We start from the raw sequence: 25,758 nt of genomic DNA on the forward strand, positions 1-25,758 counted from the left end.
GAAGGGTGAGGGGGCCACCGGGCGACTCCGAACGCTGTAGAATCACTTGAATCCCGTATGAACGGACCGTCACTCCGCCTGGACGTGCAGAGCGAGCACCTCACCACACCAGCGGTTGGAAGTCGAATGGAGGGGCCGACATCACGCCCTTCCATGGAACTGGACCCCGCTGTCAGAGCGGGTCGGTGCGGGGCAGGGTGAAGGAGAAGGTGGCGCCCTGGTCGGGTTCGCTCTCGGCGTGGACCTGCCCGCCGTGGCGCTGGATGATGCGGCGGACGTTCGCGAGGCCGACGCCGGTCCCGCCGAAGTCCTCGGCGCGGTGCAGCCGCTGGAAGACGCCGAACAGCTTGTGGGCGTATGCGGGGTCGAAGCCCACGCCGTTGTCCCGGACGTTCACGCGCCACTCGCCGGGCAGCGCGTCGGCCCACACCTCGATCAGGGGTGCGGTGCGGGTCGCGGAGTACTTCACGGCGTTGGACAGCAGGTTGGTCATGACCTGGCGTAGCAGCGCGGCGTCGGCCTGCACGGTCGGGAGGGGCGAGACGCGCAGGGTGACGTCGCGGCCCTCGAGTTCGGGGGCGAGGCTGACCTGCACGCTGCCGACCAGGGCGCCGAGGTCCACGTCGCGCAGGTGCAGTTCCTGGCGGGTGACGCGGGACAGGAGCAGCATGGCGTCGATCAGGGCGTTCATCTGCGTGGCGGAGTCGCCGATGATGTTCAGGTACCGTTCGGCCTTGGGTTGGCCGCTCAGGTCGCCGAGGGTGCGGCGCAGCAGGTCGGTGAAGCCCGCGATGTGCCGCACGGGGGCGCGCAGGTCGTGGCTGACGGAGTACGCGAAGGCCTCGAGTTCCTCGTTGGCGACCTGCAGCGCGGCGTTGCTGCGGGCGGTGTCCTGCGAGGTGCGGCGCAGTTCGGTGACGCTCGCGGCGCGGTCCAGGGCGAGTTGCAGGCTGCGGGTGACGCCCTCGATCAGCGCGCGTTCGGAGGTCGTCCACTGCCGCGCCTCGTACTGGACGACGGCGAACACGCCGATCAGTTCACCGGCCTGCCGCAGGGGGACGGTGGCGGTGGCGCCCACGACGCGCGCGGCGGGTTCCAGGCGGTCGGTGTCCGGGTCGTAGCTGTCCTGGTAGTACGGCTGGCCGCTCTGCCAGGGAATCAGGAGGTTGCGGGTGTCCTCGAGGGGCAGGCCTCGGTCGACGGCGGCCTGCAGGTCCGGGTCGCGCAGGCTGCCCACCTGGGCGCGCAGGCGCCAGAGGTCCCCTTCGGGTTCGTAGTACACCGCGAAGCCTGCCGGGAGGAGGCTCAGGGTGATCTCCTGCGCGCGGCGGATCAGGGCGTAGCGGTCTTCCTGGGCGCCCAGGTCGCGGCTGAGCTGCGCGAAGGCCTGCAGGGAGCGGGCCTGCACCTGCAGTTCGGCGTGCTGGCTGGCCAGTCGGCGCTCGCGGGTGTCGCGGTCCACCGCCTGCGCGAGGCTGCGGCCCACGGCGCGGAACACGCTGCGTTCCCGCGCGGTCCAGTCCGGGGCGCGGCGGGTGCCCATGGCGAGCACGCCGACCGGGTGGCCCTGGTCCATGACGGGGTACAGGGCGAGGGCGCCGAACGCGTCGGCGCCGCCGACACCGGTGGTGAGTTCGCTGACGTTCGGGATGAAGTGCGGCTGGCCCTGCGCGAACGCGGCGTTCAGGCCGTCGCCGGTCAGGGTGACGCCGGTCCGCAGGTGCTGCGCGAGCCGGGCCGGGAGTTCGCCCTGGGTGACCTCGGCGCGCCAGGTGTCGCCCTGCGGGACGAGGTACGCGACCGTGAGACGCTCGAAGGTGTCGCGCAGGACCTGCGCGGCCTGCCCGGCGATGTCGGCGACGTTTCTGGAGTGCGCGGCGCGTTCCTTGAAGTCCACGAGGGCCAGCAGGGTGGCGCGTTCCACGGCCAGCTGGTGCGCGCGGGCCACGCGTTCGAGCGCCTGGCCGTAGGCGAGTGCCGCGCCGGTGAAGGCGCCGCGTTCGCTGGCGGTCCAGTGCAGGCGGTCGCGGCAGCCGACACTCAGGACCGTGATGGGCCATTCCGGGACGTGGAAGGCCTGCAGGGCCGCCACGCGGTAGTCGGCGCTGGCGGGAATGTGCTGATCGGCGGCGTTCCAGTCGTCGATGAACAGCGGGCCTGGGTGCGCCTCGGCGGCGCGCAGCGCCGGGGAGTCCCCGAGCAGACCGTCGGGGAGGGGGGCCTGGACGGCGCTGGTGGCGTTGTCCGACACGAACCGGACGGCCCCGCGGACACCGGCGCATTCGAGGACGCTGACGGTCACGTCGGGCAGCAGGGCGCGCAGGATGTCGGCCGCGCGGCGGTTGAGGTCACCGACCTCCAGGGCGGACCCGAGGCGCTCGGTGACCTGCAGGAACGCGCTGACCGCGCCGTCCGCGCCGAGGCTGGGGGGCAGCGCGCCGACGATGCGGGTGAGGCTCTGGTCGAGCAGGTCCGTCAGGGCCGCGCGGGCCGGGCCCGGGCCCGTGACCTGCAGGGTGGCGACCGGGGTGCCCTGCGTGGGCAGCGGCTGCCCCGGCTGGCCAGGGGCCCAGGGGCTGAGATGGGCGTGCAGGCCCGCCTCGCGGGTGCGGGGGTGGTCGAGGACTGACTGGAGGTCGTCCAGCGTCGCGGCCCGGGTGAGGGCCAGGATCAGATCTGGCCAGGGATCGGCGGGGCCGCGGGCGGTACTCATCTCCGTTCACGATACCGCGTGGGTGGGCGGCCGGGGCGCTGCGTGGCGGACAGGTGAAGGGTCGGGGGCGGGGTGGTCGCGCGCTCCGGTCCGGGCAACGGGCCGTCCCCGCACCTTCACACTGGTCCGTGGGTGAGTGTGGCGTGGCGTGCGGAGGGCGCCTCATTCCGTCCGGCGCGAAGCCTGACCGGGTCGGCCCTGCGGCGGGGTGGGCGTGCGGTGCGCTATGGTGTGCCAGGAACACACCATCCGCTCTGTTCAGGGCAGAATATGAACACTATGGCCAGAACCAAGACCAGAACCGAGACCACCCCCGCCCCCAGCCTGCACCTCAGCTTCGACGCGCTGATGGCCACCGCGGCCGTCGACAGCCAGATCGGCGCGCTGGTCGAGAGTGGCGCCGACGTCCAGACCATCGATCAGGCCCTGACCGGGGCGCTCGTCACCGCGCAGGGCCGCTGGGGTCTGGGCCTGCATCACCTGCGACACGAGGCCCGCCAGGACGGCGAGGACATCGTGTTTCTGGTGGACGGCCGCCCCGCCGCGCGCCTCAGTGAAGGGTCCGCCGCCCTGGCCGCCGCGTACGAGGCGATGCGCGCCACGGACGAGCGCGGCCTGAGCCTGTGGGGCGCGCTCGGCGACGGCTGGCGCGTGCCGGGCGACGCGCCCGCCGCCCGCCTGAAGGTCCTGATCGAGGACGCCCGCGATTTCGAGACCCACTGGACGGCCGCCCGCGGCGACGCCCACCACCGCACGTGGCGTCACGGCGACACGTTGACCGTCGAGGTCGCGCGGCCCGCCAGCGCCGAGGCGGCCCTGTCGGACGCGGCGTGGGACGTCATCACGAGCATCAAGGACCGGACCTTCCAGCGGGAACTGATGCGCCGCAGCGAGGAACTGGGCATGCTGGGCGCGCTGCTGGGCGCGCGGCACGCCGGGGCGCGCGGGAACCTGAACCTGATGCCGGACGCGCACTTCACCGTGCAGGCGGCCGTGCACAGCGTCACCGGCCCCGACGGCCGCAACGCCGAGACGCACCGGACCCTGCTGCGCGCCGCGACCGCCGAACTCGACGAGTTGCAGTCGCACACGACGCGTCAGCTGGCCGAGGTGCTGCGTCACGGCCTGAACAACCGCTGACCGCGCCCGTGACCGCAGAGGCGCGCAGGGAATCCCCCTGCGCCTCCGCTGCCGCTCTCCGGCGCTGAACCCGGTGGATCCGCTGGCCGGTGGGCGGTGTGGACCACCGGTCCGGGCCGTGGGGGGGCGCGGATGCCAGAATGCGCGCGTGATGCGGTGTCCGTCTGGTCTGTTGAGGTCTGTGCCGGGCCCTGGGTGCCCGTCTCCCCGGCCCGCCGGGGTCCGGTGCCGGTCGTGCGGCGCGCTCCGGGGGCGCGTGTGACCCCGCTGGTCGTGGGGTTGGACCTGGGGGGCAGCAGCAGCAAGTGGCAGGTACGCCGGGGCGCAGAGGTGCTCGGGGCGGGGGCGGGGCCGCCCGTGACGGCCACGCTGCTGGCCACGGAGGCCGGGCGCGTGAACCTGCGGGCGCTGCGGGAGGCGCTCCCGGCGGGGATCGGGGCGGTGTGGGCGGGCCTGCCGGGGTTCGGGGGGTCACGGCCGGACGCGGCGGCCCTGCACGCGCAGCTGGCGGCGGGCCTCGGGGTAGAGGCCGGGCGGCTGCATCTGGAGAGTGATCTGGATCTGGCGTTCCGCGCGCACCTGCGTCCGGGCGGGGGCGTGCTGGTGTATGCCGGGACCGGGAGCGTGGCGTATCACGTCGCGGTGGGGGGGCAGGTGCTGCGCGCGGGTGGGCACGGGTTCCACATCGATGACGACGGCGCGGGGTACGCGCTGGGCCGGGCGGCGCTGCGCCGGGTGACCGGGCAGCTCGACCGGGGGGACGCGCCGGGTGGGGCGCTGGCGCTGGAGGTGCGGGCCGTGACGGGCGGGCTGGACTGGGACGCGTTGCGGCAGTTCACGTACGGGCAGCCGGGCGCGGCGGCGGTGGCGCGGCTGGCGCCGGCGGTGGGTCGCGCGGCGGACGCGGGTGACGTGGTGGCGCGCGCGATTCTGCGGGACGCGGCGCAGGCGCTGGCGGCGCTGGCGGTGACGGTGCAGCGGCGCCTGCCGGAGGCGGTGCCGGTGGTGGCGACCGGGGGGGCGCTGCGGGTCAGTCCGCTGTTCGGGGCCGAGGTGCGCCGCGCGTGTCCGGGGGTGGTGATCCAGCAGCGGGATCACGCGGCGATGGCGGCCCTGGCGGCCGCGCAGCTGGTGCCCGAGGCGTGGGGCGGCGCCGCGATGCCCCCGGGCTTCACCCCTGGATCATGAAGGTCTCATGGGGGGAGTGGTCTTCACCAGAGCGTCATGTGCGCGAAATGTGTGAGATCGCCGCGCAGACTCCTGATACAACTGACGGTGTTCAGTCGGCTGGACCCTTCATCCGGATATCCGCGTTTATGAAGGTTCGCTCAAGCGTGTATACTCAGGACCACCCCCATTTCCGAAGGAGATCACCATGCGTAGAACCCTCACCTGCGCCGCCCTCACCCTGAGCCTTCTCGCCGCCTGCGGCACCACCTCCACGCCCGGCGTGCAGGCCGCGCGCCCCAGCACCCTCCTGACCGTCAGCGTGGACGCCAGCGTCAGCGACGCCACGCTGGCCCGGAAGTACGGCGGCACCGTGCAGCTGCGCACCGAGACCTTCGCCGTGATCGGCAACCCCCGCAGCCTCAGCGCCAGCGACCTGGGCGGCCAGACCGAGCAGAACGCCCAGGTCGTGCACGACCCCAGCAGCCTGTCCGCCGTCGCCAAGGCCATCTGGCCCGTGGCCATCAACGACTGGGCGGCCGTGAACGGCTACGCCGCCAGCGACTTCCACGACATGGCCGGTCAGACCGCGCAGCTCTGGAGCGGCGGCACCTTCCTGCCCTTCAGCGGCAACAGCCTCGCTTTCGGGAACGTCGCGCTGGACCACGCGCACCGCGCCGTCAGCGGCGGGCGCGAGGCCACCATCGCCATCATTGACGGACCGATGGACCTGGACCACAGCGCGCTGCGCGACTCCCTGACCGGCCAGAGCGACTGGCGTGACTTCGCGGGCAACGACAGCCTGCCCGGCCTGACCGGCGCGGAGAGCGGCGCCATCTACGGCCACGCGACGGCCGTCGCGGGCATGGCCCTGCAGGTCGCGCCCTTCGCGAAGATCATGCCCGTGCAGGTGCTCGACAGCGCGGGCAGCGGCGACCTGCTGAACCTCGCGTCCGGCATCGTCTGGGCCGTCAACCGCGGCGCGGACGTCATCAACCTCAGCCTGGGCACCACCGGCCAGTCTCCGGCCGTGAAGCAGGCGTTGCAGTACGCCAACCAGAAGGGCGTCATGGTCGTCGCCGCGTCCGGCAACGACGGCGCGAGCAGCATGCTCTACCCCGCGTCCCTGCTGGCGCAGGACAGCCTGGGCGTCGCGGTGGGCAGCGTCACCGCCGGTGGTCAGATCAGCAGCTTCAGCTCGACCGGCCCGCAGGCGATGACCTTCGCGCCCGGCGAGGACGTCTTCACGCTGTTCCCCGGCAACCGCGCCGCGCAGTGGTCCGGCACGTCCCTGGCCGCCCCGGTCGTCGCCGGGCAGCTGGCGTACCTGAGTGCCGGTGGCGTCAGCGTGAACAGCGCCTACGCGGCGGTGCGCAGCGCCGGGACCCCGCTGTCCGGTGCGTGGGGTACGGTCAACTTCGGCACAATTGAGTAAGCTCTTCTCATGCTCGACCCCGCGGCAGACTTCGGGCAGCTGATCCGCATCATCCAGTCCGGCGATCCGGACGCAGCTGCTCAGGCCATCCAGCATTACGACTTCTCCCGCCAGGGTCAGGAACACCGGTTCTACGCCCACGCTCTGCTGCATTACTACGCTCACCGCCACCAGCTGGCGGCCAGGGAGGCCGAACAGGCGGTCTCCCTGGCCCTCATTGCGCAGGATCACGAGCTGTACGCCAGCGCGCTGATCCTGCAAGGCACCTGCAGCGCCATCCTGTTCGCGACGGACGCCGCCACCGAGTCCTTCCACCGGGCGCTGGAGGTCTTCGACCGCAGTGACGATCAGGCGGGCCGGGCGCGGGCGCTGGTCAGCCTGGCGAACATCCACGCGGTGCGGGGCGAGAATCACAGCGCGCTGAATTTCGCCCAGCAGGCCCTGAGTGCCCTGAGTACCCCGAGGACCGGCGACCCCGGTTCTGGGCTGGCGATCACGATCAACAACGTGCTGGGCATGGTGTACTCGAACCTCGAGGCTTTCGAGACGGCCGAGCGGTACTTCCGGACCTGCGCGGCGCTGACGCTGGAGCAGGGTCACGCCTCGGCGTTCGTGACCGCCTCGGTGAACCTGCTGGAGTGCCTGTCCCGCGGCGGACGCAACGACGAGGCCTGCCGCGAGATCGAGCGGCTGATCGCCCACCCGGACTACCGGACGCTCATCACGCCGCACGTGCTGAACACCGCCGGGGAGATCGCGCTGCGGGCCGGGCGGCAGGCGCAGGCCGTGGCGCACCTGCAGGCGGCCCGGCAGGCGAGCGCGGCCACGCAGGACTACGAGGAGTACTGCCGGTCGATCATCACGCTCGCGCAGGTGGACGGGCAGCTGATCAGCGGGGAGGACATCCGGGAGGTCATCCGGATCAGCGAGACCGATTCGCGCGCCGATCTGCTCGAGCAGGGCCTGCAGGCCGCGGTGGGCTTCGGGGGCTTCAGTGACGACGAGAAGGTCCGCCGCTTCTACCCGCAGCTCGTGCGGGCGCTGCACCACCGCGCCGTGACGCTGCGAGAGCAGACCATCGGGGACCTGACGAAGAAGGCCGAGCTGGACAACGCCCGGCACCTCGCCGGGTACGAGCAGCAGCTGCGCGTCGCGGCCGAGGAGACCATCCAGCGGCAGGTGGAGGAACTCGAACGTGGGCGCCTGTCGGACGTGCTGACCGGCCTGCCCAACCGGATCATGCTCATGGCGCAGATGCTGGGCCAGACGCGGGAGGACGCGCCGTTCCTGCTCGTGACGCTGGACGTCAACCGCTTCCAGCTCGTGAACGACATGTACGGGCACGATCTCGCGGACGAGCTGCTGCGGGTGCTGGCGCAGCGCCTGAGCGGCAGCCTGCGTTCCGGCGAGCTGGTCGCGCGGGTGGGCGGGGACGAGTTTGCGCTGCTGCTCGAGCCGGGCGCGAACGCGCGCGCGCAGGTGGACCGGGTGCTGGCGGTCGTCACGCAGCCTGTCTCGCTGGGCGGGCAGTCGGTGCGGGTGTCGGTCTCGGCGGGGGCGGCGCTGTGGCCGCAGGACGCCAGGAGTGCCGAGGCGCTGCGCCGCGCGTCGGAACTGGCGCTGCTGGACGCCAAGGCGAACGCGGACGCCGTGCGGTTCTTCGACGCGCGCGCGCACGCCCACGCGGGGCTGGAGAGCGCCCTGGCGCACGCCCTGACCCGCGGGGAGTACGTGCTGCACTACCAGCCGCTGGTCGACACCCGGCACCGGCGGGTGGTGAGTGCCGAGGCGCTGCTGCGCTGGGAGAGCCCCGAGCACGGCCTGCAGTCACCGGCCGCGTTCATGCCGATCCTGGAACGCGGTGATCACATCATCGAGGTGGGCGCCTGGGTGCTGCGTGAGGCCTGCCGCGCCGCGCAGTCGTGGGGTGGGACGGACGTGCGCGTGGCAGTGAACCTGTCCGCGCGGCAGTTCACGAGCCCGGGGCTGCTCGACACGGTCCGGCAGGCGCTGCGGGAGACCGGTCTGCCGCCGCACCGGCTGGAACTGGAGATCACCGAGACGCTCATGATGCTCAACCCTGAACGCACCGAACGCGTCCTGCGGGACCTGCGCTCGGACGGCGTGCGGGTCATGCTGGACGACTTCGGGACCGGGTACAGCAGCCTGGGGTACCTGGCGCGCTTTCCGCTGAGCGGCCTGAAGATCGACCGGTCGTTCGTGCGGCAGATGATGCAGGACCCGCAGGGCAAGAGTGCCGCGATCGTCCGGGCGATGGTCAGCCTGAGCCGCGACCTGAACCTGGAACTGGTCGCCGAGGGCATCGAGAGCCTTCAGGATCTGGATGTGGTCATGGCCGAGGGAATCTGCGTCGTGCAGGGCTACCACTTCGCGCGGCCCGCGCCGGACTGGCGGCCGCCCGGCGCCGGGTGACGGCAGGCCCGCACTGGCGGGGTCCGGTGGCGGTCAGGGGCCGGGGGCGAGGAGGGTCCGGGCGGTGACCTCGTCGATCACGAGGGTGGTCATGAGTTCCCCGGCCAGCGCGGCGCGCAGCGCCTGCACCTTGCCCAGGCCGCTGACGACGCAGATGGCGTGCTGGGCGCGGCGGGTCAGGCCCAGGTCCGGGCCGCTGCTGCGGGCGTTGATGGGCAGGCCCGCGTGGCTGCCGTCCCCGCGGAAGAACACGGTGGCGATGTCCCCGGCGACGCCCTGGTCGCGCAGCGCGTGCAGGTCCGCGTCGTCGAGGTACCCGGCGGCGTACACGTGGCTGGGCACCTGCGCGCTGGCCGCGCCGACGGAGTACAGCAGCACGTCGGCGTGGTCCTGCAGGTCCAGGACGTGGCGCACGCTGCGTTCGCGCCACATGGCGGCGCGCGTGGCGGGGTCGTCGAAGAAGGTGGGGACCGGGAACAGGTGGGCGCGGGCGCCGTAGTTCGCGGCGAAGCGGGTGATGGTGTCGGTCACGAAGCCGCTCATGAAGTCCAGGGCGTTGGCGCTGCCGTTGAGCTGCACGAACTGGAGGTTGGTGACCGGGCGGGGCGTGAGGGCGCGGGAGACGGCGTCGAGGGTGGTGCCCCAGGCGAGGCCCACGATCTGCCCGGGGCGCAGGACCTGCCCGAGCAGGCGGGCGGCGGCCACCGCGACCCGTTCGAGCCAGACGTTCTCGGGGCTGCCGGGGGGGACGCTGACGACCTGGGGGTGCAGGAAGGGGTAGCGGGCGCGCAGCTGGGCCTCGAGGCTCTGCGGCTGGGCCTGGGGGTCGTGGATGCGGATCTCGACGAGGCCGGTGCGGCGGGCCAGGGTGAGCAGGCGGCTGACCTTGGGGCGGGACAGGCCGAGTTCGCGGGCGATGGCGTCGGTGGTGAGGCCCTGGTGGTAGTAGAGGCGGGCGACCTGCACGGCCTGCGCGGCGGTGTCGTCCGGGGTGGGGTCGGTCACGCGCCTGAGCATACCCCTGGCGGGCCGGGGCGGCGCGGCCGGGTGGGCCGGGGGGCGCGCTTCACACCGGGCGTCGAACAAATGTTCACGCTTGCTTGACATTCGTTCATAGCTTGGTGATGATACCCGTATCGACAACCCGATCCGCGCGGCGTCCGGCCGCGCCCACCCCACGTCCGGCCTCCAGCCGCCCCGCGCGCTGGCAGCCACCCCTGCAGGCGCACCGCCCGGAGGTCTAGCATGACATTCAAACCCTCACAGGAATTCATGGCCGAACTGCTCGGCACCATGGTCCTCATCCTGCTCGGCTGCGGCGTGGTCGCCATGGTCGTGCTCTTCCAGGCGACCGACCCGGCCATCCCCGGGCAGATCGTCAACGGCGGCTACACCAACATCACGCTCGGCTGGGGCTTCGCCGTCCTGATGGGCATCTTCATCGCGGGCACCATCAGCGGCGCGCACCTGAACCCGGCCGTGACCATCGCCCTGGCCCTGACCGGCCGGTTCCCCTGGGCGAAGGCGCCGCACTACATCGCCGGGCAGTTCATCGGGGCGTTCCTGGGCGCCGCGATCGTGTTCGCGGTGTACCACGCCAAGTGGCTGGGCTTCGACCCGGCGCTGGCGAACACCGCCGGGATCTTCAGCACCTTCCCGGCCGTGCCCGGCTTCTGGCCCGGCTTCATCGACCAGGTGGTCGGCACCGCGCTGCTCATGGCGCTGATCCTGGCTATCGGCGACAAGCTGAACAACCCGGCCGGGGCCGCCTGGGGCGCGCTGGCGGTGGCGTTCGTGGTCATGGCGATCGGCATCAGCTTCGGCGGGATGCACGGCTACGCCATCAACCCCGCCCGTGACCTGGGCCCGCGCCTGTTCGCGCTCGTGGCCGGATTCAGGAACACCGGCTTCGAGAACGGCGTGTGGCTGGTGCCCGTCATCGGTCCCATCGTGGGCGCCATCGTGGGCGCCCTGATCTACGACACGTTCATCGGCAAGCCTCTGCTGCGCGCCGGGGAGGCGCTGCCCGGCATCAAGGGCACCGACCCCGCGTACAACGCCGAACACCAGCGCTGAGCCCAGCTCCCCCGTCCCCGCCCCCCACCCATCCGGAGGTACCGCATGACCCAGTCCAAGTTCATCCTCGCGCTCGACCAGGGCACCACCAGCAGCCGCGCCATCGTCTTCGACCACACCGGGGACATCAAGGCCGTCGGGCAGAAGGAATTCCGGCAGATCTTCCCCCGCCCCGGCTGGGTCGAGCACGACGCGACCGAGATCTGGAGCACCCAGATCGGCGTGGCGCAGGAGGCGCTGTCCAAGGCCGGAATCCGCGCGTCGGACGTGGCCGCGATCGGGATCACCAACCAGCGTGAAACCACGCTGATCTGGGACCGTCAGACCGGGCGGCCCATCCACAACGCGATCGTGTGGCAGGACCGCCGCACCGCGCCCTACTGCGACGAGATCCGCGCGCAGCACGAGGCGACCTTCCAGCAGAAGACCGGACTGGTGCTCGACGCGTACTTCAGCGGCACGAAGGTCAGGTGGCTGCTCGACAACGTCGAGGGGGCCCGCGAACGCGCCAAGAAGGGCGAACTGGCCTTCGGCACCATCGACTCCTGGCTGGTGTACAACCTGACGGGCGGCGAACTGCACATCACGGACGCCACGAACGCCAGCCGCACCCTGCTGTACAACATCCACACCGGTGAGTGGGACGACGAACTGCTCTCGATCCTGAACGTGCCGCGCAGCGTGCTGCCCGAGGTGCGCAACTCCTCCGAGGTGTACGGTCAGACCGCCGAGGGCCTGCTGGGCGCGCGGATTCCCATCGCCGGGATCGGCGGGGACCAGCAGGCCGCGACCTTCGGGCAGGCCTGCCTGGACAAGGGCATGGCGAAGAACACCTACGGCACCGGCTGCTTCATGCTGATGAACACCGCGCAGGAGGCCGTGCCCAGCCAGAACAAGCTGCTGACCACCGTGGCGTGGCAGCTCGGCGGGCAGCGCACCTACGCGCTGGAGGGCAGCGTGTTCATCGCGGGGGCCGTGGTGCAGTGGCTGCGCGACGGGCTGGGCATCATCCGGGACAGCGGCGAGGTCGAGGCGCTGGCCCGCACGGTGGACAGCAGCGAGGGCGTGATGCTGGTGCCGGCGTTCGTGGGCCTGGGCGCGCCGTACTGGGACAGCTACGCGCGCGGCACGATGGTGGGCATCACGCGCGGCACGACGAAGGCGCACATCGCGCGCGCCGCGCTGGAGAGCGTGGCCTACCAGTCGGCCGAGCTGCTCGAGGCCATGCAGAAGGACGCGGGCGCGCCCCTGAAGGAACTGCGCGTGGACGGCGGGGCCAGCAACAACGACCTGATGATGCAGTTCCAGGCGGACATCCTGGGCGTACCGGTCGTGCGGCCTAAGGTGACCGAGACGACCGCGCTGGGCGCCGCGTACCTGGCGGGTCTGGCCGTGGGCTACTGGCAGAGCACGGACGAGATCGCCGGGCAGTGGCAGGAAGGCAAGCGTTTCGAGCCGCAGATGGAGGCGGGCGAGCGCGAGCGCCTGATGACCCGCTGGAAGAAGGCGGTCAGCCGCGCCCGCGACTGGGAAGACGAGCGCTGAATCTGCTCCCCTGACAGGACGGATGCGGCCGGGACGGGCACAGTGGTGCGTTCCGGCCGTTCCTGTCCCGGCCAAAATCTCGCGCCTTCAGGCGCCTGAATGAACCGTCGATGTAGTCGAGCCCACTGAACATCCGTTCACAACATGCGAACATGTGTTCATCCGGTGGACGCTCTCTCACCGCAAGGAAGGTTGACACCATGACCACAGACCCCCGCCAAGCCGCCCTGACCGCCGCCACCACGCCCGAACCCTGGGACATCCTCGTCATCGGGGGCGGCGCTTCCGGCCTGGGCACCGCTGTGGAAGCCGCCACGCGCGGCTACCGCACCCTGCTGCTCGAAGCGCACGACTACGCCAAGGGCACCAGCAGCCGCTCGACCAAACTCGTGCACGGCGGCGTGCGCTACCTCGCACAGGGCAACGTGTCCCTGGTGCGCGAGGCGCTGCACGAACGCGGCCTCTTGAAGCGCAACGCCCCGCACCTCGTGCGCGACCTGGGCTTCCTGATCGCCGCGTACAAGTGGTGGGCCGCGCCCTTCTACGGCATCGGCCTGAAGATGTACGACCTGCTCGCCGGGAAACTGAACCTCCAGGCCAGCCGCTACGTGAACAAGGCCCAGGCGCTGGCCCGCACGCCCACCCTGAAACAGGCCGGGCTGAAGGGCGGCATCCTCTACTTCGACGGGCAGTTCGACGACTCCCGGCTGGCGATCACGCTGATGCGCAGCCTCGAAGACCACGGCGGCGTCACCCTGAACCACGCGCCCGTCGTCGGCCTGATCAAGGAGGGCGGCCGCGTCGTCGGCGCCCGCTTCCGCGACGACGAGACCGGCCAGGAACACGAGGTGCGCGCCAAGGCCATCGTGAATGCCACCGGGGTGTTCGTGGACGATATCCGCCGCATGGAACGCAGCGACGTCAAACCCATGCTCTCCCCCAGTCAGGGCGTGCACGTCGTCGTGGACCGCCGCTTCCTGCCCGGCGACAGCGCCATCATGGTGCCGCGCACCGACGACGGCCGCGTGCTGTTCGCCGTGCCCTGGCACGACCACGTCGTGATCGGCACCACCGACACCCCCGTCCCCGAGACCAGCCTGGAACCCCGCGCGCTGCCCGAGGAGATCGACTTCATCCTGCGCACCGCCGCGCAGTACATGGACCCCGCCCCCACCCGCGCGGACGTCCGCAGCGTGTACGTGGGCCTGCGCCCCCTGGTGAAGGCCGCCGAGGGGACGGATACCAAGAGCCTGTCGCGCGACCACGTGATCCGCATCAGCGACGGCGGGCTGATCACCCTGACCGGCGGCAAGTGGACCACCTACCGCCGCATGGGCGAGGATACCGTCAACCGCGCCGCCGCGCAGGCCGGACTGCCCGAACGCCTGAGCCTCACGGCGGGCCTGAAACTGCACGGCGCGACCCAGGCGGACCTCCCGGACCACTGGAAGGTGTACGGCACGGACGCCGAGTGGGTGCAGACGCTGCCCGGCGCCAACCAGAAGATCCATCAGGCCCTCCCGTACACCGAGGCGGAGGTCCGCTGGGCCGCCCGCGCCGAGCAGGCCCGCACCGTCGAGGACATCCTGTCCCGCCGCCTGCGCGCCCTGCTGCTGAACGCGCAGGCCAGCATCGAGGCCGCGCCCCGCGTCGCCGCGATCCTCGCGGAGGAACTCGGCCGGGATCAGGCGTGGCAGGCCGGGCAGGTCCGCGCCTACACCGACGTCGCGCAGGGCTACGTGCTGCGCTGACCGCTTTCGCAGGAGGGGCCGCCCAGTGTGCCGGGCGGCCCCTCCTGCGGTCCCCTGCCCCGCCGTTCATACGGATTCCGTTTGTTTCGTTGACAGCTCGGAACACCACCGATCTGTCAACGACACGTCCGGAACCCGTTCTGCTCCTACTCGCTCCGCTCGGATTGAACGGCTTTGCAAGCCATTCAACCGGAGTCCGTCTCATACGGATTCCGTTTATTTCGTTGACAGATCGGAACGCCACCGATCTGTCAACTCCACGTCCGGAATCCGTTTCTCTCCCACTCGCTCCGCTCGGATTGAACGGCTTTGTAAGCCATTCAATCGGAGTCCGTATCAGTCCTGTTCACTTCCCCGGAAGCGCAGCAGGCGCAGCGCGTTCGCAGTGACGAGGGCCGTGGCGCCGGTATCGGACAGCACCGCGGGCCACAGGCCGGTGAGGCCCAGCAGTGTGGTGATCAGGAACACCAGTTTCAGTCCCACCGCGAACGCGACGTTCTGGCGGATGACGCGCATGGTGGCGCGCGACAGGCGGATCAGGTCGGCTGCGGCGCGCACCTGCGGGCGCAGCAGGGCCACGTGCGCGGTCTCCAGCGCCACGTCGGTGCCGCCCCCCATGGCCACGCCGACGTCCGCGGCGGCCAGGGCGGGCGCGTCGTTGATGCCGTCGCCGATCATGACCACCCCGCCCTGGCGTTGCAGGTCGCGGATCAGGCGCAGTTTGTCTTCCGGCAGCAGCTGCGCGTGGACCTCCAGCCCGAGGGTCCGGGCGACCGCCTGCCCGGTCCGGGTGTTGTCCCCGGTCAGCATGACGGGCGTGACGCCCAGCGCGCGCAGGTCCTGGATGGCGGCCTGCGCGTCGGGGCGCGGTTCGTCCCGCAGGGCGATCAGGCCCCGGACGGCGCCGTCCACGAGGAGCACCACGACCGTCTTGCCCTGGTCTTCCAGCTGCGCGACGCGGGCCTCGGCGGCGCTCAGGTCGGCGTGCTCGCGGGCGTAGCGGGGCGAGCCGACGGCGACGTCGGTGCCGTCCACGCGGGCCAGGGCGGCCTGACCCGGGAGGGCGCGGGCGTCCTGCGCGGCGGGCAGCGGAGTGCCCAGGGCAGCGTGCGCGGCCAGCAGCGCGCGCCCCAGTGGGTGGCTGCTGCCCTGCTCGGCGGCGGCGGCCAGCGTAAGCACCCCGGCGTCGTCCAGGCCGATGCCGGTCACGTCGGTGACCTGCGGGTGCCCGGCGGTCAGGGTGCCGGTCTTGTCGAACGCGGCGGTGCGGACGTTGCCGAGCGCCTCCAGGGCGGCGCCGCCCTTGATGAGCAGGCCGCGCCGGGCGCCGGCGCTGACGGCGCTGGTGATGGCCGCCGGGACGCTCAGGACCAGCGCGCAGGGGCAGCCGATGAGCAGCAGGGCGACGCCTTTGTACACCCACTCGGTCAGCGGGGCGCCCAGCAGGGGCGGGATGAACGCGGTGGCCGCCGCGACGAGCACCACCAGGGGGGTGTACACGCGGGAGAAGCGGTCGATGAAGCGCGCGACGGGCGCGCGGCTGGCCTCGGCCTGCTCGACGAGGTGGATGATCTGCGCGATGGTGTTGTCCTGCGCGGCGCGGTCCACCCGGACGCGCAGCACGCCGCCCGCGTTGATGCTGCCCGCGTACACCGTGTCGCCGGGCCCCTTGCCCACGGGGACGCTCTCGCCGGTGACGGGCGAGTCGTCGAGGCTGGACTGGCCGTCCAGAATGGTGCCGTCGGCGGGAACCCGGCCGCCGGGCTGGACCTGCACGGTCTGCCCGACCTTCAGCGCGTCGGCGGGGACATCCAGGACGCGGTCGCCGCGCAGCAGCAGCGCGGTCTTCGGGGCCAGCGCCGCGAGCGCCTGGATGCCGCTGCGGGCGCGGCCCACCGCGACGCCCTCGAGCAGTTCCCCGACGGCGAACAGGAACACGACGACGGCGGCCTCGGCCTGCTCGCCGATGAGCAGTGCGCCCGCGGCGGCCAGCGTGACCAGGGTGTTGATGCTGAAGGGATCACCGGCGCGCGCGGCGGCGAGGGCCTTGCGGGCCAGCGGGGCGGCGCCGAGCAGCGTGGCGGCGCCGTACAGCCACGGCGCGAGGGTCGGGAGGAGCTGCCCGAGAAGCACCGCGGCGCCGAGCAGCGCGCCGGTCGTGAGGACCAGTCGGCCCTGCGCCGCCCGGTACCACGCGGGGGGCGCGGGGGGCGCGGCGCCGGGACCGCCGAGGGCGTGGGCGGGGTGGCCCAGGTCGCGCAGGGTGGCTTCCAGGGTGCTGCGGCTGGTGCGGGTCTCGTCGAGGGTCAGGGTCAGCGACTGGCGGGTGAGGTTGGTGCGTGCGCCGTGTGCGCCGGGCAGGCGGTCCAGGGCGCCCTCGATGCGGCGCACGCAGGAGGGGCAGTCCATGCCCTCGACGAAGTAGTCGAGTTCGGTGGGCGTGGCGGGCCGGGCGCTGGTCATGCCTCACCATATCTGAGCAGATGCTCAGATGTCCATCCGGGCTGGAACCCACCCTCCCGCCCTTACCGCGCCTGCGCCACACCTGCGCCGCGCCCGGGCCGCCCGCCCCGTTACACTGCCCGCATGCCCCCAGCCGCCCGCGTCGGTGACCACCACACCTGCCCGCTGTACGACGGCAAGTCGCCGCACGTGGGCGGCCCCGTCAGCGCCGGCAGTCCCACCGTCCTGATCGGCGGCAGGCCCGCCGCGCGGGTGGGCGACCAGTGCGTGTGCGCCGGACCGCCCGACACGATCGCGCGCGGCAGCGCCACCGTCCGCATCGGCGGGAAACCCGCCGCGCGACTGGGCGACACCACCGCGCACGGGGGGCAGATCGTCGCCGGGGCGCCCACGGTCAACATCGGCGGCTGACCCGCTCCCGTCGGCCCGAACCCGCAGAGGTGATCATACGGACTCCGTCTGTTTCGCCAACAATCCGGAACCTCACCGGATTGCCGGCTCCACGTCCGGAGGGGTGTTTCTCTCCTTCTCGCATCCGCTCGGACCCAGCGGGCTTTGCAGCCCATTCAATCGGAATCCGCATCAGAGGCGGTGGACCGCGCGGCGGCGTTTGCTGTCGTACATGCGGGCGTCGGCCAGCTCCAGCAGTGCCGCGCGGTCGGCCTCGCTGCTGTGGGCGACGCCGACGCTCACGCCGACCAGCGGACTCAGCTGCCGGGTGGCCAGCACGGCGGCGTCCACGTATTCGAGCAGGTGATCGTCGCTGAGCGGATCTGCGATCACGACGAACTCGTCCCCGCCATAGCGGTACGCGGCGCCGCTGCGGCCCAGTTCGGCGGCCAGCGCGGCCGCGAAGATCCGCAGCAGCTTGTCGCCCTGCGCGTGACCCTGCGTGTCGTTCAGCTGTTTCAGGCCGTCCAGGTCCAGCAGGGCCAGCGTGAACGGCACCTCGGTCAGCGCGGCGTAGTCCTCGTCGAAGGCGCGGCGGTTCAAGATGCCGGTCAGGGCGTCACGGCGGGCCCAGGCGCGCGCCTGGTGGTGGTCTAGGGTCTGCTGCGCGGCGCGCCCCGCCGCCTCGAGCAGGCTGCGGTCGGCGGGCCGCCACTCGGGGACGGGGTGGTCGCGGCGGCGCGTGACGATCAGGTGCGTGACGCCCTGCGGGTCCTGCCCGGCGGGAATGACGGCCACCTGCGTGATGTCGCCGCTGACCGGCACGCCCTCCCGCGCGGCCAGCGCCGGAAGGTCATGGATGTAGAGCGGTGCGGGCGCGCGGTTGAGCCCCAGGGCGCTGATCGCGGCGGGCGCGCCGGGCGCGGCGGGCTGGTGCTGCGCGGGCAGGTCGGGGCGGACGTGGCTGACCTGCACCTCCACGTCGTCGCCCTGCGTGCGGCAGATGCCCGCCTGATCGGCGTCCAGGGCGTCGCCGAGGAGTGCGGCGACGGCCAGCAGCGCGTCGCGGGGTTCGAGTTCCAGGTCCAGCAGCTGGTGCACGCCGCTGAGCGCCTGCGCCTGCTCGAGGCTGCGCTGCAGTTCGGCGCTGTGTTCCCGCTGGGCGTGCAAGGAGAGGCTCAGGCGCTGCTGGTACGCGCGCAGTTCCAGTTCGGTCACGACGATCGCCGCGAGGTCCTGCAGGGCCTGCAGGTCGTCGGCGCTGAGCGGGTGGGGCTGGTGGTCGCTGACGCACAGCGTGCCGATCCGCTGCCCGCTGGGCATGACCAGCGGCGCGCCGGCGTACATGTGGATGTGGGGGTCGCCGGTCACCATGGGGTTGCGGGCGAAGCGCGGGTCGGCGGGTGCGTTCTCGATGACGGTGGGGTGGTCGTGCAGGATCGTCCAGGCGCAGAAGGAGTCCTGCCGATGCACGGCGCCGTCGACCAGGCCGACGCTGGCCTTGCTCCACTGGCGGGTCTGGTCGACGAAGTTGATGGTCGCGACCGGGGTGCGCAGCAGGTGCGCGGCGAGCCGCACGATCCGGTCGAACTGCGCCTCGCGGGGCGTGTCGAGGATGCCGTAGTACGAGAGCGCCATCAGGCGCTGGGCCTCGTCGGGTGGGAGTGGTGCACCGCTCATGCCGTCCCACTCTATGCGCTGCGCGCGGCGGATGCCACGGCGCCCGCCGTCACGTCCGGTTGACATGCTGTCACGTGAGCTTTACGCTCGGGGCATGAGCGACGCAGCGCACGGCCCGGGAATCGGCCCCCCGCGCAGCGGGGTCGCGGTGCGCTGCGCCGTGCGGGAGCGGCGCGAGGCGGCAGGCCTGAGCGTCTCGGCGCTCGCGGCGCAGGTGGGCCTCTCGCGGCAGGCGCTCAGCCGCGTCGAGTCGGGCGCGGCCGTGCCGGGCACGCGGCAGGCGCTGCTGCTGGCGCGCGCGCTGCGCTGCCGGGTGGAGGACCTGTTCAGTCTGGGCGCGGCGCACGTGCCGGCGCGCGTGCCGCCCGGCACCCCGTCCGGCACGCGGGTGCGGCTGGCCGACGTGGACGGCGCGTGGCAGGCGCTGCCGCTGTCGGGCGAGGCCGGGCTGCGCCTGACAGCGGACGGTGTGCTGCTGGCGTCCGGCGCGGTGGAGGTCCCGGGATCCCTGGACGACGCGCGGCGCACGGCGCTCGTGGCGGGCTGCGATCCGGCGCTGGGTCTGCTGTGCACGGCGCTGGGTGCGGAGGCCCGCGCGGCGTGGGTGCCGCGCGCCAGCCTGGACGCCGTGCAGGCCGCCGCCCGTGGCGAGGTGCACGCGGCGGGCCTGCACCTGGGCAGCCTGGCGCGGCACCGCGAGGTCGTGGCGCGTGACCTGCCGGGCGCGCGGCTGCTGCGGCTGTGGCACGCCGAGCAGGGACTGATCGTCGCGGCGGGCAATCCGCTGGGGGTGCGCGGCCCGGCGGACCTCAGGCGCGCGCGGCTGGTGACCCGCCCGGCGGGCGCGGGAGGCCGGGCGCTGCTGGACGGCTGGCTGCGCGAGGCCGGTCTGGACACGGCGGCGCGTGAGGCGCGGCACGCCCAGTCACGCCTGGCCGCCTCACCGCTGGAGGCGGCGGCGGCTGTGGCGCGCGGCGAGGCGGACGTCGCGCCCGGGCCGCGCTCCGCGGCGGGCGCGCACGGCCTGTCGTTCATTCCGCTGGTCGTGGAGGCCTTCGATCTGGCCATTCCTGAGCGGCACCTCGCGCATCCGGGCGTGCAGGTGCTGATCGCCGCGGCGGGCAGCGCGGCGTTCCAGGCAGACCTGCGCAGCCTGGGCGGGTACGACCCGGCCGATCCCACCCACCCCCTGGAGACCCCATGAACGTCACCCCGACCCGACCCGCATCCCGTCCTCGTTCCCGGAGTCATACCCGGCTGGCACTGCTGGCCGCGCTGCTGCTCGCGCCACCGGCGGGCGCGGCGTCCCTGACGGTGTTCGCCGCGTCGTCCCTGACCGACGCCTTCACCGAGATCGGCCGGGCCTTCGACGCGCGGACCGGGCACCGCACGACCTTCCAGTTCGCGGGGTCGCAGGTGCTGCGCGCGCAGCTGGAGGGCGGCGCCCGGGCGGACGTGTTCGCCAGCGCGAACGACGCGCAGTTCACGCCGCTGCTGGGGTCGGTGGTCGCGGCGCGTGAGGTGTTCGCCCGCAACCGCCTGACCGTGATCGCCCCGGCGGGCAGCGCCCGGGTGCGGTCCCTGCGTGACCTGACGGGCCCGGGGGTGCGACTGGTGCTGGCCGCGCCGAACGTCCCGGTCGGGGACTACACCCGGCGGATGCTCGCGGCGGTGGACCGCTCGGGCACGTACGGGAAGGACTTCGCGGCGCGCGCCCTGCGGAACGTCGTCAGCGAGGAGGGGAACGTGCGGCAGGTGGCGCTGAAGGTCAGTCTGGGCGAGGCGGACGCGGCGGTCGTGTATGCCAGCGACGTGACCCCCGCCCTGAAGAAGACCGTGCGGGTGGTGCCGCTGCCCACCCGCTTCAACCAGACGGCGGCGTACCCGCTGGGCGTGGTGCGGGGCAGCGCGAATGCCGACGCGGCGCGGTCCTTCGCGGCCTTCGTACAGGGGAAGGAGGGACAGGCGATCCTGCGCCGCTGGGGGTTCCTGAGTCCGTGATGAGCCCGTCGTCCGTGTCCCCCGCCGCCGTGTCCACTGCCGCCCAGCTGAACCGGCGGCCCGTCCTTCGCCGGGACGTCAGGTGAGACGGATTCCGTTTGTTTCGCCAACAATCCGGAACTTCACCGGATTGCCGGCTCCACGTCCGGAACCCGTTTCTCTCTTACTCGCCTCCGCTCGGACCCAGCGGGCTTTGCAGCCCATTCAACCGGAGTCCGTATGAGACGCGCGGGGCTGCCGTGGCCGGGCGTGCTGCTGGGGGCGCTGTTCGCGGCGTTCCTGCTGCTGCCCACGCTGGTGCTGCTCTCGCGCGGGCTGGGCGCGGATTTCTGGGTGACGCTGCGCAGCCCGGCGGTGCTGGACGCGCTGCGGGTGAGCCTGTGGACGACCGGGGTGACGCTGCTCGTCACGGTGGTGACGGGCACGCCCCTGGCGTTCCTGCTGGCCCGGCGGGAGTTTCCCGGGCGGGCGCTGCTGGACGCGCTGCTGGACCTGCCGGTGGTGCTGCCGCCCGTCGTGGCGGGCCTGGGGCTGCTGCTGACCTTCGGGCGGGGCGGGCTGCTGGGCCCGGGGCTGGAACTGGCGGGCGTCAGTCTGGCGTTCTCCCCGGCGGCGGTGGTGCTCGCGCAGCTGTTCACGGCGGCGCCGTTCTACCTGCGCGCGGCGAAGGCGGGATTCGCGGCCGTAGACCGGGACGCCGAGGCGGCGGCCCTGACGGACGGCGCGGGCCGCTGGGCGGCGTTCCGGTTCATCACGTGGCCGCTGGCGTTCCCGTTCCTGCTGGAGGGGCTGGTCCTGACCTGGGCGCGGGCGCTGGGGGAGTTCGGCGCGACGATCCTGTTCGCCGGGTCGCTGCAGGGCCGCACGCGGACGGTGACGCTGGCGATCTACGGGGCGCTGGACAGCGACCTGGGGCCCGCGCTGGTGCTGTCGGCGGTGATGGTGGTGGTGGCGTTCTCGGTGCTGCTCGCCGTGCGGGTGCTGGCGGCGCGGCGCGACCGGCTGGACACCAGCAGCCCAGGATGACCCACCCCCACGGCGGCGTGAAGGTGCTCCGGCCGCCACAGTCACCGCGGTTCTCCGGTGTGTCGAGGGGCTCCCTCGGGCCACCTGAAACGAGCTGATACGGATTCCGTTTGTTTCGTTGACAGATCGGAACACCACCGATCTGCCAACTCCACGTCCGGAACCCGTTTCTCTCCTGCTCGCTCCGCTCGGGTTGAAAGATTTTGCAAACCTTTCAACCGGAGTCCGTATGAGTCGCGGAGCTGCGGAGCAACGCGAGCAGCAGCGAACCGGGTCGCGGGTTCTGAACGGTGCCAGTGGAATCCGTATGCTCCCCCCCGACGCCCGGGGCGGAGTTTGCGCATGGCGTGGCCCGCGCGAGGGGCTACGATGTGGGCGGCATGACCGACTCCTTCGCGCATGACCTCCTGCTGAGCACCACGCGGTTCCTGCTGGCCCGGTCGGACCCGGACAGCCTGTGCCGCGACGGCCTGAGCTTCCTGGCGGGACAGCTGGGCGCGGCGCTGGGCATGCTGTACCTGCGCGAGACGGACGTCACGTACCGCCTGCACAGCCGAGTCGGCACGCACCCGCTGCTGCACGTCCACGAGTTGCAGATCATGGAACCCGGCTGGGAGGACCTGTTGCAGGCTGGCACGTGGATCAGCACGCCGGTGCCCGCCCCGGACTGGACCGGGCCGGAGGACCGCAACTACGCGCGGCTGGGCGCGCGGCACCTCGTGAATTTCGGCCTGTACAGCGGGCCGCGCCTGATCGGTACCGTGAACCTGCTGTTCGGCGAGCCGCGCCCGGACCTGGCGGACCTGGAGGTGCTGGGCACGGTGGGGGCGCTGTGGGGAACGCTGCTGGCGCGGCTGCAGGCGCAGCGGGAACTCGCGGGCCGCGAGGCGATGCTGCGCATGATCACCGACCAGGGCAGCGACCTGCTGAGCGTCGTGGACGAGCAGGGGGTCATCACGTACCAGGGGGCCGCCTCGGAGGCGCTGATCGGGTACCCGGCGGACTTCCTGATCGGCAGGCCCTATGACGGCGCGATCCACCGAGCGGACCTGCCGGGTGTCACGGCGGCGCTGGAGAACCTGCGGCGCGTGCCGGGCAGTTCCGTGAGCCTCTCGTTCCGGATCCGGCACGCGCAGGGCAAGCTGGTGTGGCTGGAAGCGAACGCCCGCAACCTCCTGCACGAACCGGCCGTGCGCGGCGTCGTGATCCACATGCGGGACGTGACGGCCGCGCAGGCCACGCAGCGGTACCTGGAGCGGCGCGTGCAGGACCTGACACTGATGCACGACACGGGGAGGCTGCTGCACCTGAGTCGCACGGTGCCCGAGGTGGCCGAGGGCCTGGTGGACCTGATCCAGGGGCGGCTGGGGTACCCGCACGTGCAGGTGGGCCGCGTGCTGGAGGACGGCAGTGTCGAGGCGGTCGCGCGGGAGCCCGGGGTGCGCGCCGCGCCGATCACCCGCCTCGGGCCCGGCGAGGGCCTGATCGGCGCGGCGGTGCAGGCCGGGCAGACGCTGTATGTCGCGGACGTGCGTCAGGACGCCCGCTACGCCGAACGGCACGCGGGCATGCGCAGCGAGGTGATCGTGCCCATCCACGTCGGCGGGCAGCTGTGGGGCGTACTGAACGTCGAGGCGCCGCAGGTCAACGCCTTTGACCACCGGGACATCCAGACGCTGGAGACGGTGGCCGGGCAGGCCGGCGCGGTCCTGGCGAACGTGTCTCTGCTGGACGACCTGCGCCGCAGCCGGGACGAACTGCGCGCCGCGTACGACGAGACGCTGGCCGGCTGGGCGCGCGCGCTGGACCTGCGTGACCGCGAGACCGAGGGCCACAGCCAGCGCGTGACGGACCTGACGCTGGCCCTGGCGCGGCGCCTGGGCGTCCCGCAGGAGGACCTGATCCACCTGTGGCGCGGCGCGCTGCTGCACGACATCGGCAAGGTCGGCATTCCCGACGCGATCCTGCACAAGCCCGGCCCGCTGACCGACGAGGAGTGGCAGGTCATGCGTCAGCACCCGCAGATGGCCTTCGACGTGCTGCGGCCCATCCGGTTCCTGCACCCGGCGCTGGACGTCCCGCTGGCGCACCACGAGCACTGGGACGGCGGCGGGTACCCGCACAGCCTGCGTGGCGAGCAGATCCCGCTGGCCGCGCGGATCTTCTCGATCGTGGACGTCTGGGACGCGCTGCGCAGCGACCGGCCCTACCGCCGGGCCTGGACGGCCGAGCGGGCGCTCGCGCACCTGGAGGCGCAGTCCGGGCGGCAGTTCGACCCGCAGGTCGTGCGGGCCTTCATGGCGCTGCTGGCCGATCAGCAGCCCGTGGACGGGGAGAGCGCGTGAGTGCCGTCACCGCCCAGGCCCTGCGGGAGGAACTCGAGGCGCTCGCGCGGGCCGCGCTGGACACCGACGACCTGGCCGAGCGGACCACGTACCTGCGGGACGCGGCGTACCTCGCGCTGGACCTGGGGGACGCGCCCCAGGCGATGACGCACGCCCTGGCGTGCCTGGACGCCGCGCGGCGCACGGCGGACCTGGCCCTTCAGGCGCGCGCGCACATGACGATCGCCCTGGTGATGGGCGACGTGCACGACGACGTGGGCGCCGCCACGCACTTCCGCGAGGCGGAGGGCCTGGCGCGCAGCGCCCGCGACGCGCGGGGCGTGGCCGCCACGAACGTGAACGCCGCTCACTACGATCAGGAACGCGGGCATTTCGCGTCCAGCGTGCTGCGCCTGCTGACGCTGCGGCGCTCGCCGTACGCGGCGGCACTGGAACACGACGAGCAGGGCAAGGGGCTCGATCAGGTGTTCCACGTGAATTTCGTGCGGGGCGCGGCGAGCGCGCTGCTGGGCCTCGGCGTGGACGCCGAACTGCGCGCCTCGCTGGAGGCCCGCCGGGACGAGATGAACGCGCAACTGCAGGAATCGGCCGCGGCGCTGCGGCGCCTGCACCGCCGCGAGGTGCCGCTCACGAATTCCCGTTGGCTGACCGACGTGCTCGAGTCGCTGCTCATCCACGCCCGCCTGACGGGGGACCCGCCACTGGCGCGGCAGCTGGCCGACGAGTGGGTGCAGCTCGCCGGGGACTGGAACGTGACGGCGCAGCTGGGGCGGGCGCTATTGGGCCGCGCGGAACTGCGCGCGCAACTGGGCGAGTGGCCCGAGGTCCGCGTGGACGCGGCGCGCGCTGCCGAGCTGTTCGGGGATGACCATCCCAGCCGGGCGCTGTCGGCGCGGCAGCTGCTGGCGCGGGCGTTCGCGGCGCAGGGCGAGTGGCGTGCGGCGTTCGAGGTGCAGCAGGCCCTCTCGGCGCAGGCCGAGCGGATCTACCGGGCGTTCATGCAGCAGAGTGCGCGGCTGCGCATCATCGAGCGGCAGGCGATCGAGGCGGAGGTCCGCGCGGCGGCGTTCGCGGAGGCGGCGCTGCGCGACCCGCTGACCGGCATTCCCAACCGGGCGGGGGCGCTGCGGCGACTGGATCAGCTGGTCCGCGCGGCGCGGCGCGGCCGGCCGTGCGCGGTGGCGCTGCTGGACATCGATCATTTCAAGTCGGTGAACGACCGGTTCGGTCACGCGGCGGGGGACGAGGCGCTGCGGCGCGTAGCGGCCACCGTGACCCGCTCGATCCGTGAGGTGGATCAGCTGGCCCGCTACGGCGGTGAGGAGTTCCTGCTGCTTCTGGACGGCCTGACCCTGCCGGAGGCGCGCCGCGCGTGCCGCCGCGTGGGGCAGCTGATCACCGAGATCGACTGGGAGGACGTCGCGCCGGGCCTGCGCGTGACGGCCAGTATCGGCCTGGCGGCCCTCCGCCCGGGCCTGGACCGCGAGGTGATCCTGCGCGAGGCGGACGCCGCCATGTACGCCGCGAAGGCCGCCGGGCGCAACACCGTGCGCCTCTCGGTCACGTCCGGCTGAGCCTCAGGCCGCGCGGGGG

General features: G+C 72.6%; 17 protein-coding genes. 13 read left to right on the top strand and 4 right to left on the bottom strand.

Annotated features, from left to right (window positions below; all coding sequences use genetic code 11):
- Nucleotides 1–172: 172 nt before the first annotated feature.
- Nucleotides 173–2,713, bottom strand: a complete 2,541-nt coding sequence (locus DEIGR_RS16035; RefSeq protein ID WP_058978988.1) for an ATP-binding protein — start codon at nt 2,711–2,713, stop codon at nt 173–175.
- A 279-nt stretch (nt 2,714–2,992) separates the two neighbouring features.
- Between DEIGR_RS16035 and DEIGR_RS16040 the strand changes: the two genes are divergently transcribed.
- The 4 genes from DEIGR_RS16040 to DEIGR_RS16055 all read left to right on the top strand — a co-directional run bounded on the left by DEIGR_RS16040 (nt 2,993) and on the right by DEIGR_RS16055 (nt 8,888).
- Complete coding sequence (locus DEIGR_RS16040; protein ID WP_058978990.1) at nt 2,993–3,853, top strand: hypothetical protein; 861 nt, start codon at nt 2,993–2,995, stop codon at nt 3,851–3,853.
- A 258-nt stretch (nt 3,854–4,111) separates the two neighbouring features.
- Nucleotides 4,112–5,041 (top strand): BadF/BadG/BcrA/BcrD ATPase family protein, encoded by a 930-nt coding sequence (locus DEIGR_RS16045; RefSeq protein ID WP_236704907.1) that lies wholly within the window; start codon nt 4,112–4,114, stop codon nt 5,039–5,041.
- A gap of 187 nt (nt 5,042–5,228) precedes the next feature.
- Complete coding sequence (locus DEIGR_RS16050; RefSeq protein WP_058978993.1) at nt 5,229–6,455, top strand: S8 family serine peptidase; 1,227 nt, start codon at nt 5,229–5,231, stop codon at nt 6,453–6,455.
- 9 nt (nt 6,456–6,464) lie between these two features.
- Complete coding sequence (locus DEIGR_RS16055; RefSeq protein WP_058978995.1) at nt 6,465–8,888, top strand: bifunctional diguanylate cyclase/phosphodiesterase; 2,424 nt, start codon at nt 6,465–6,467, stop codon at nt 8,886–8,888.
- Between the two features lie 33 nt (nt 8,889–8,921).
- Here the strand turns inward: DEIGR_RS16055 and DEIGR_RS16060 are convergent, their stop codons facing one another.
- The gene (locus DEIGR_RS16060) at nt 8,922–9,893 is read right to left on the bottom strand and encodes a sugar-binding transcriptional regulator (protein WP_229782167.1); all 972 of its coding nucleotides are present in this window, start codon (nt 9,891–9,893) and stop codon (nt 8,922–8,924) included.
- Between the two features lie 240 nt (nt 9,894–10,133).
- Here DEIGR_RS16060 and DEIGR_RS16065 point away from each other — a divergent pair, with 240 nt between their 5' ends.
- The 3 genes from DEIGR_RS16065 to DEIGR_RS16075 all read left to right on the top strand — a co-directional run bounded on the left by DEIGR_RS16065 (nt 10,134) and on the right by DEIGR_RS16075 (nt 14,260).
- On the top strand, nt 10,134–10,964 hold the full coding sequence (locus DEIGR_RS16065) for an MIP/aquaporin family protein (protein WP_058978999.1): 831 nt from the start codon (nt 10,134–10,136) through the stop codon (nt 10,962–10,964).
- A gap of 45 nt (nt 10,965–11,009) precedes the next feature.
- A complete protein-coding gene (gene glpK, locus DEIGR_RS16070) occupies nt 11,010–12,509 on the top strand; it encodes a glycerol kinase GlpK (protein WP_058979000.1) in 1,500 nt (499 codons plus the stop codon).
- A 200-nt stretch (nt 12,510–12,709) separates the two neighbouring features.
- Nucleotides 12,710–14,260: a glycerol-3-phosphate dehydrogenase/oxidase gene (locus DEIGR_RS16075; protein ID WP_058979002.1), complete on the top strand. Its 1,551-nt coding sequence runs from the start codon at nt 12,710–12,712 to the stop codon at nt 14,258–14,260.
- A gap of 336 nt (nt 14,261–14,596) precedes the next feature.
- Here the strand turns inward: DEIGR_RS16075 and DEIGR_RS16080 are convergent, their stop codons facing one another.
- Nucleotides 14,597–16,723 carry a heavy metal translocating P-type ATPase gene (locus DEIGR_RS16080; protein ID WP_058979004.1) on the bottom strand — a complete coding sequence of 709 codons (2,127 nt, stop codon included), beginning with the start codon at nt 16,721–16,723 and terminating at the stop codon, nt 14,597–14,599.
- Between the two features lie 123 nt (nt 16,724–16,846).
- On the opposite strand from DEIGR_RS16080, the gene DEIGR_RS16085 reads away from it, so the two are divergent.
- On the top strand, nt 16,847–17,134 hold the full coding sequence (locus tag DEIGR_RS16085) for a PAAR domain-containing protein (RefSeq protein ID WP_058979007.1): 288 nt from the start codon (nt 16,847–16,849) through the stop codon (nt 17,132–17,134).
- Nucleotides 17,135–17,305: 171 nt separating this feature from the next.
- On the opposite strand, the gene DEIGR_RS16090 is transcribed toward DEIGR_RS16085, so the two are convergent.
- Nucleotides 17,306–18,793 (bottom strand): sensor domain-containing diguanylate cyclase, encoded by a 1,488-nt coding sequence (locus DEIGR_RS16090; protein WP_058979008.1) that lies wholly within the window; start codon nt 18,791–18,793, stop codon nt 17,306–17,308.
- Between the two features lie 94 nt (nt 18,794–18,887).
- Here DEIGR_RS16090 and DEIGR_RS16095 point away from each other — a divergent pair, with 94 nt between their 5' ends.
- The 5 genes from DEIGR_RS16095 to DEIGR_RS16115 all read left to right on the top strand — a co-directional run bounded on the left by DEIGR_RS16095 (nt 18,888) and on the right by DEIGR_RS16115 (nt 25,739).
- Nucleotides 18,888–19,997 carry a substrate-binding domain-containing protein gene (locus DEIGR_RS16095; RefSeq protein ID WP_058979010.1) on the top strand — a complete coding sequence of 370 codons (1,110 nt, stop codon included), beginning with the start codon at nt 18,888–18,890 and terminating at the stop codon, nt 19,995–19,997.
- Nucleotides 19,994–20,794 (top strand): molybdate ABC transporter substrate-binding protein, encoded by an 801-nt coding sequence (modA, locus tag DEIGR_RS16100; protein WP_058979013.1) that lies wholly within the window; start codon nt 19,994–19,996, stop codon nt 20,792–20,794. Before DEIGR_RS16095 ends, modA begins: the two co-directional genes overlap by 4 nt.
- Before the next feature lie 219 nt (nt 20,795–21,013).
- Nucleotides 21,014–21,820 (top strand): ABC transporter permease, encoded by an 807-nt coding sequence (locus tag DEIGR_RS16105; RefSeq protein ID WP_058979015.1) that lies wholly within the window; start codon nt 21,014–21,016, stop codon nt 21,818–21,820.
- Nucleotides 21,821–22,200: 380 nt separating this feature from the next.
- Nucleotides 22,201–24,165: an HD domain-containing phosphohydrolase gene (locus DEIGR_RS19850; RefSeq protein ID WP_083524220.1), complete on the top strand. Its 1,965-nt coding sequence runs from the start codon at nt 22,201–22,203 to the stop codon at nt 24,163–24,165.
- Nucleotides 24,162–25,739 carry a GGDEF domain-containing protein gene (locus DEIGR_RS16115; RefSeq protein ID WP_058979017.1) on the top strand — a complete coding sequence of 526 codons (1,578 nt, stop codon included), beginning with the start codon at nt 24,162–24,164 and terminating at the stop codon, nt 25,737–25,739. Before DEIGR_RS19850 ends, DEIGR_RS16115 begins: the two co-directional genes overlap by 4 nt.
- Nucleotides 25,740–25,758: the final 19 nt, after the last annotated feature.

Source organism: Deinococcus grandis, assembly GCF_001485435.1.
Lineage (GTDB): Bacteria > Deinococcota > Deinococci > Deinococcales > Deinococcaceae > Deinococcus > Deinococcus grandis.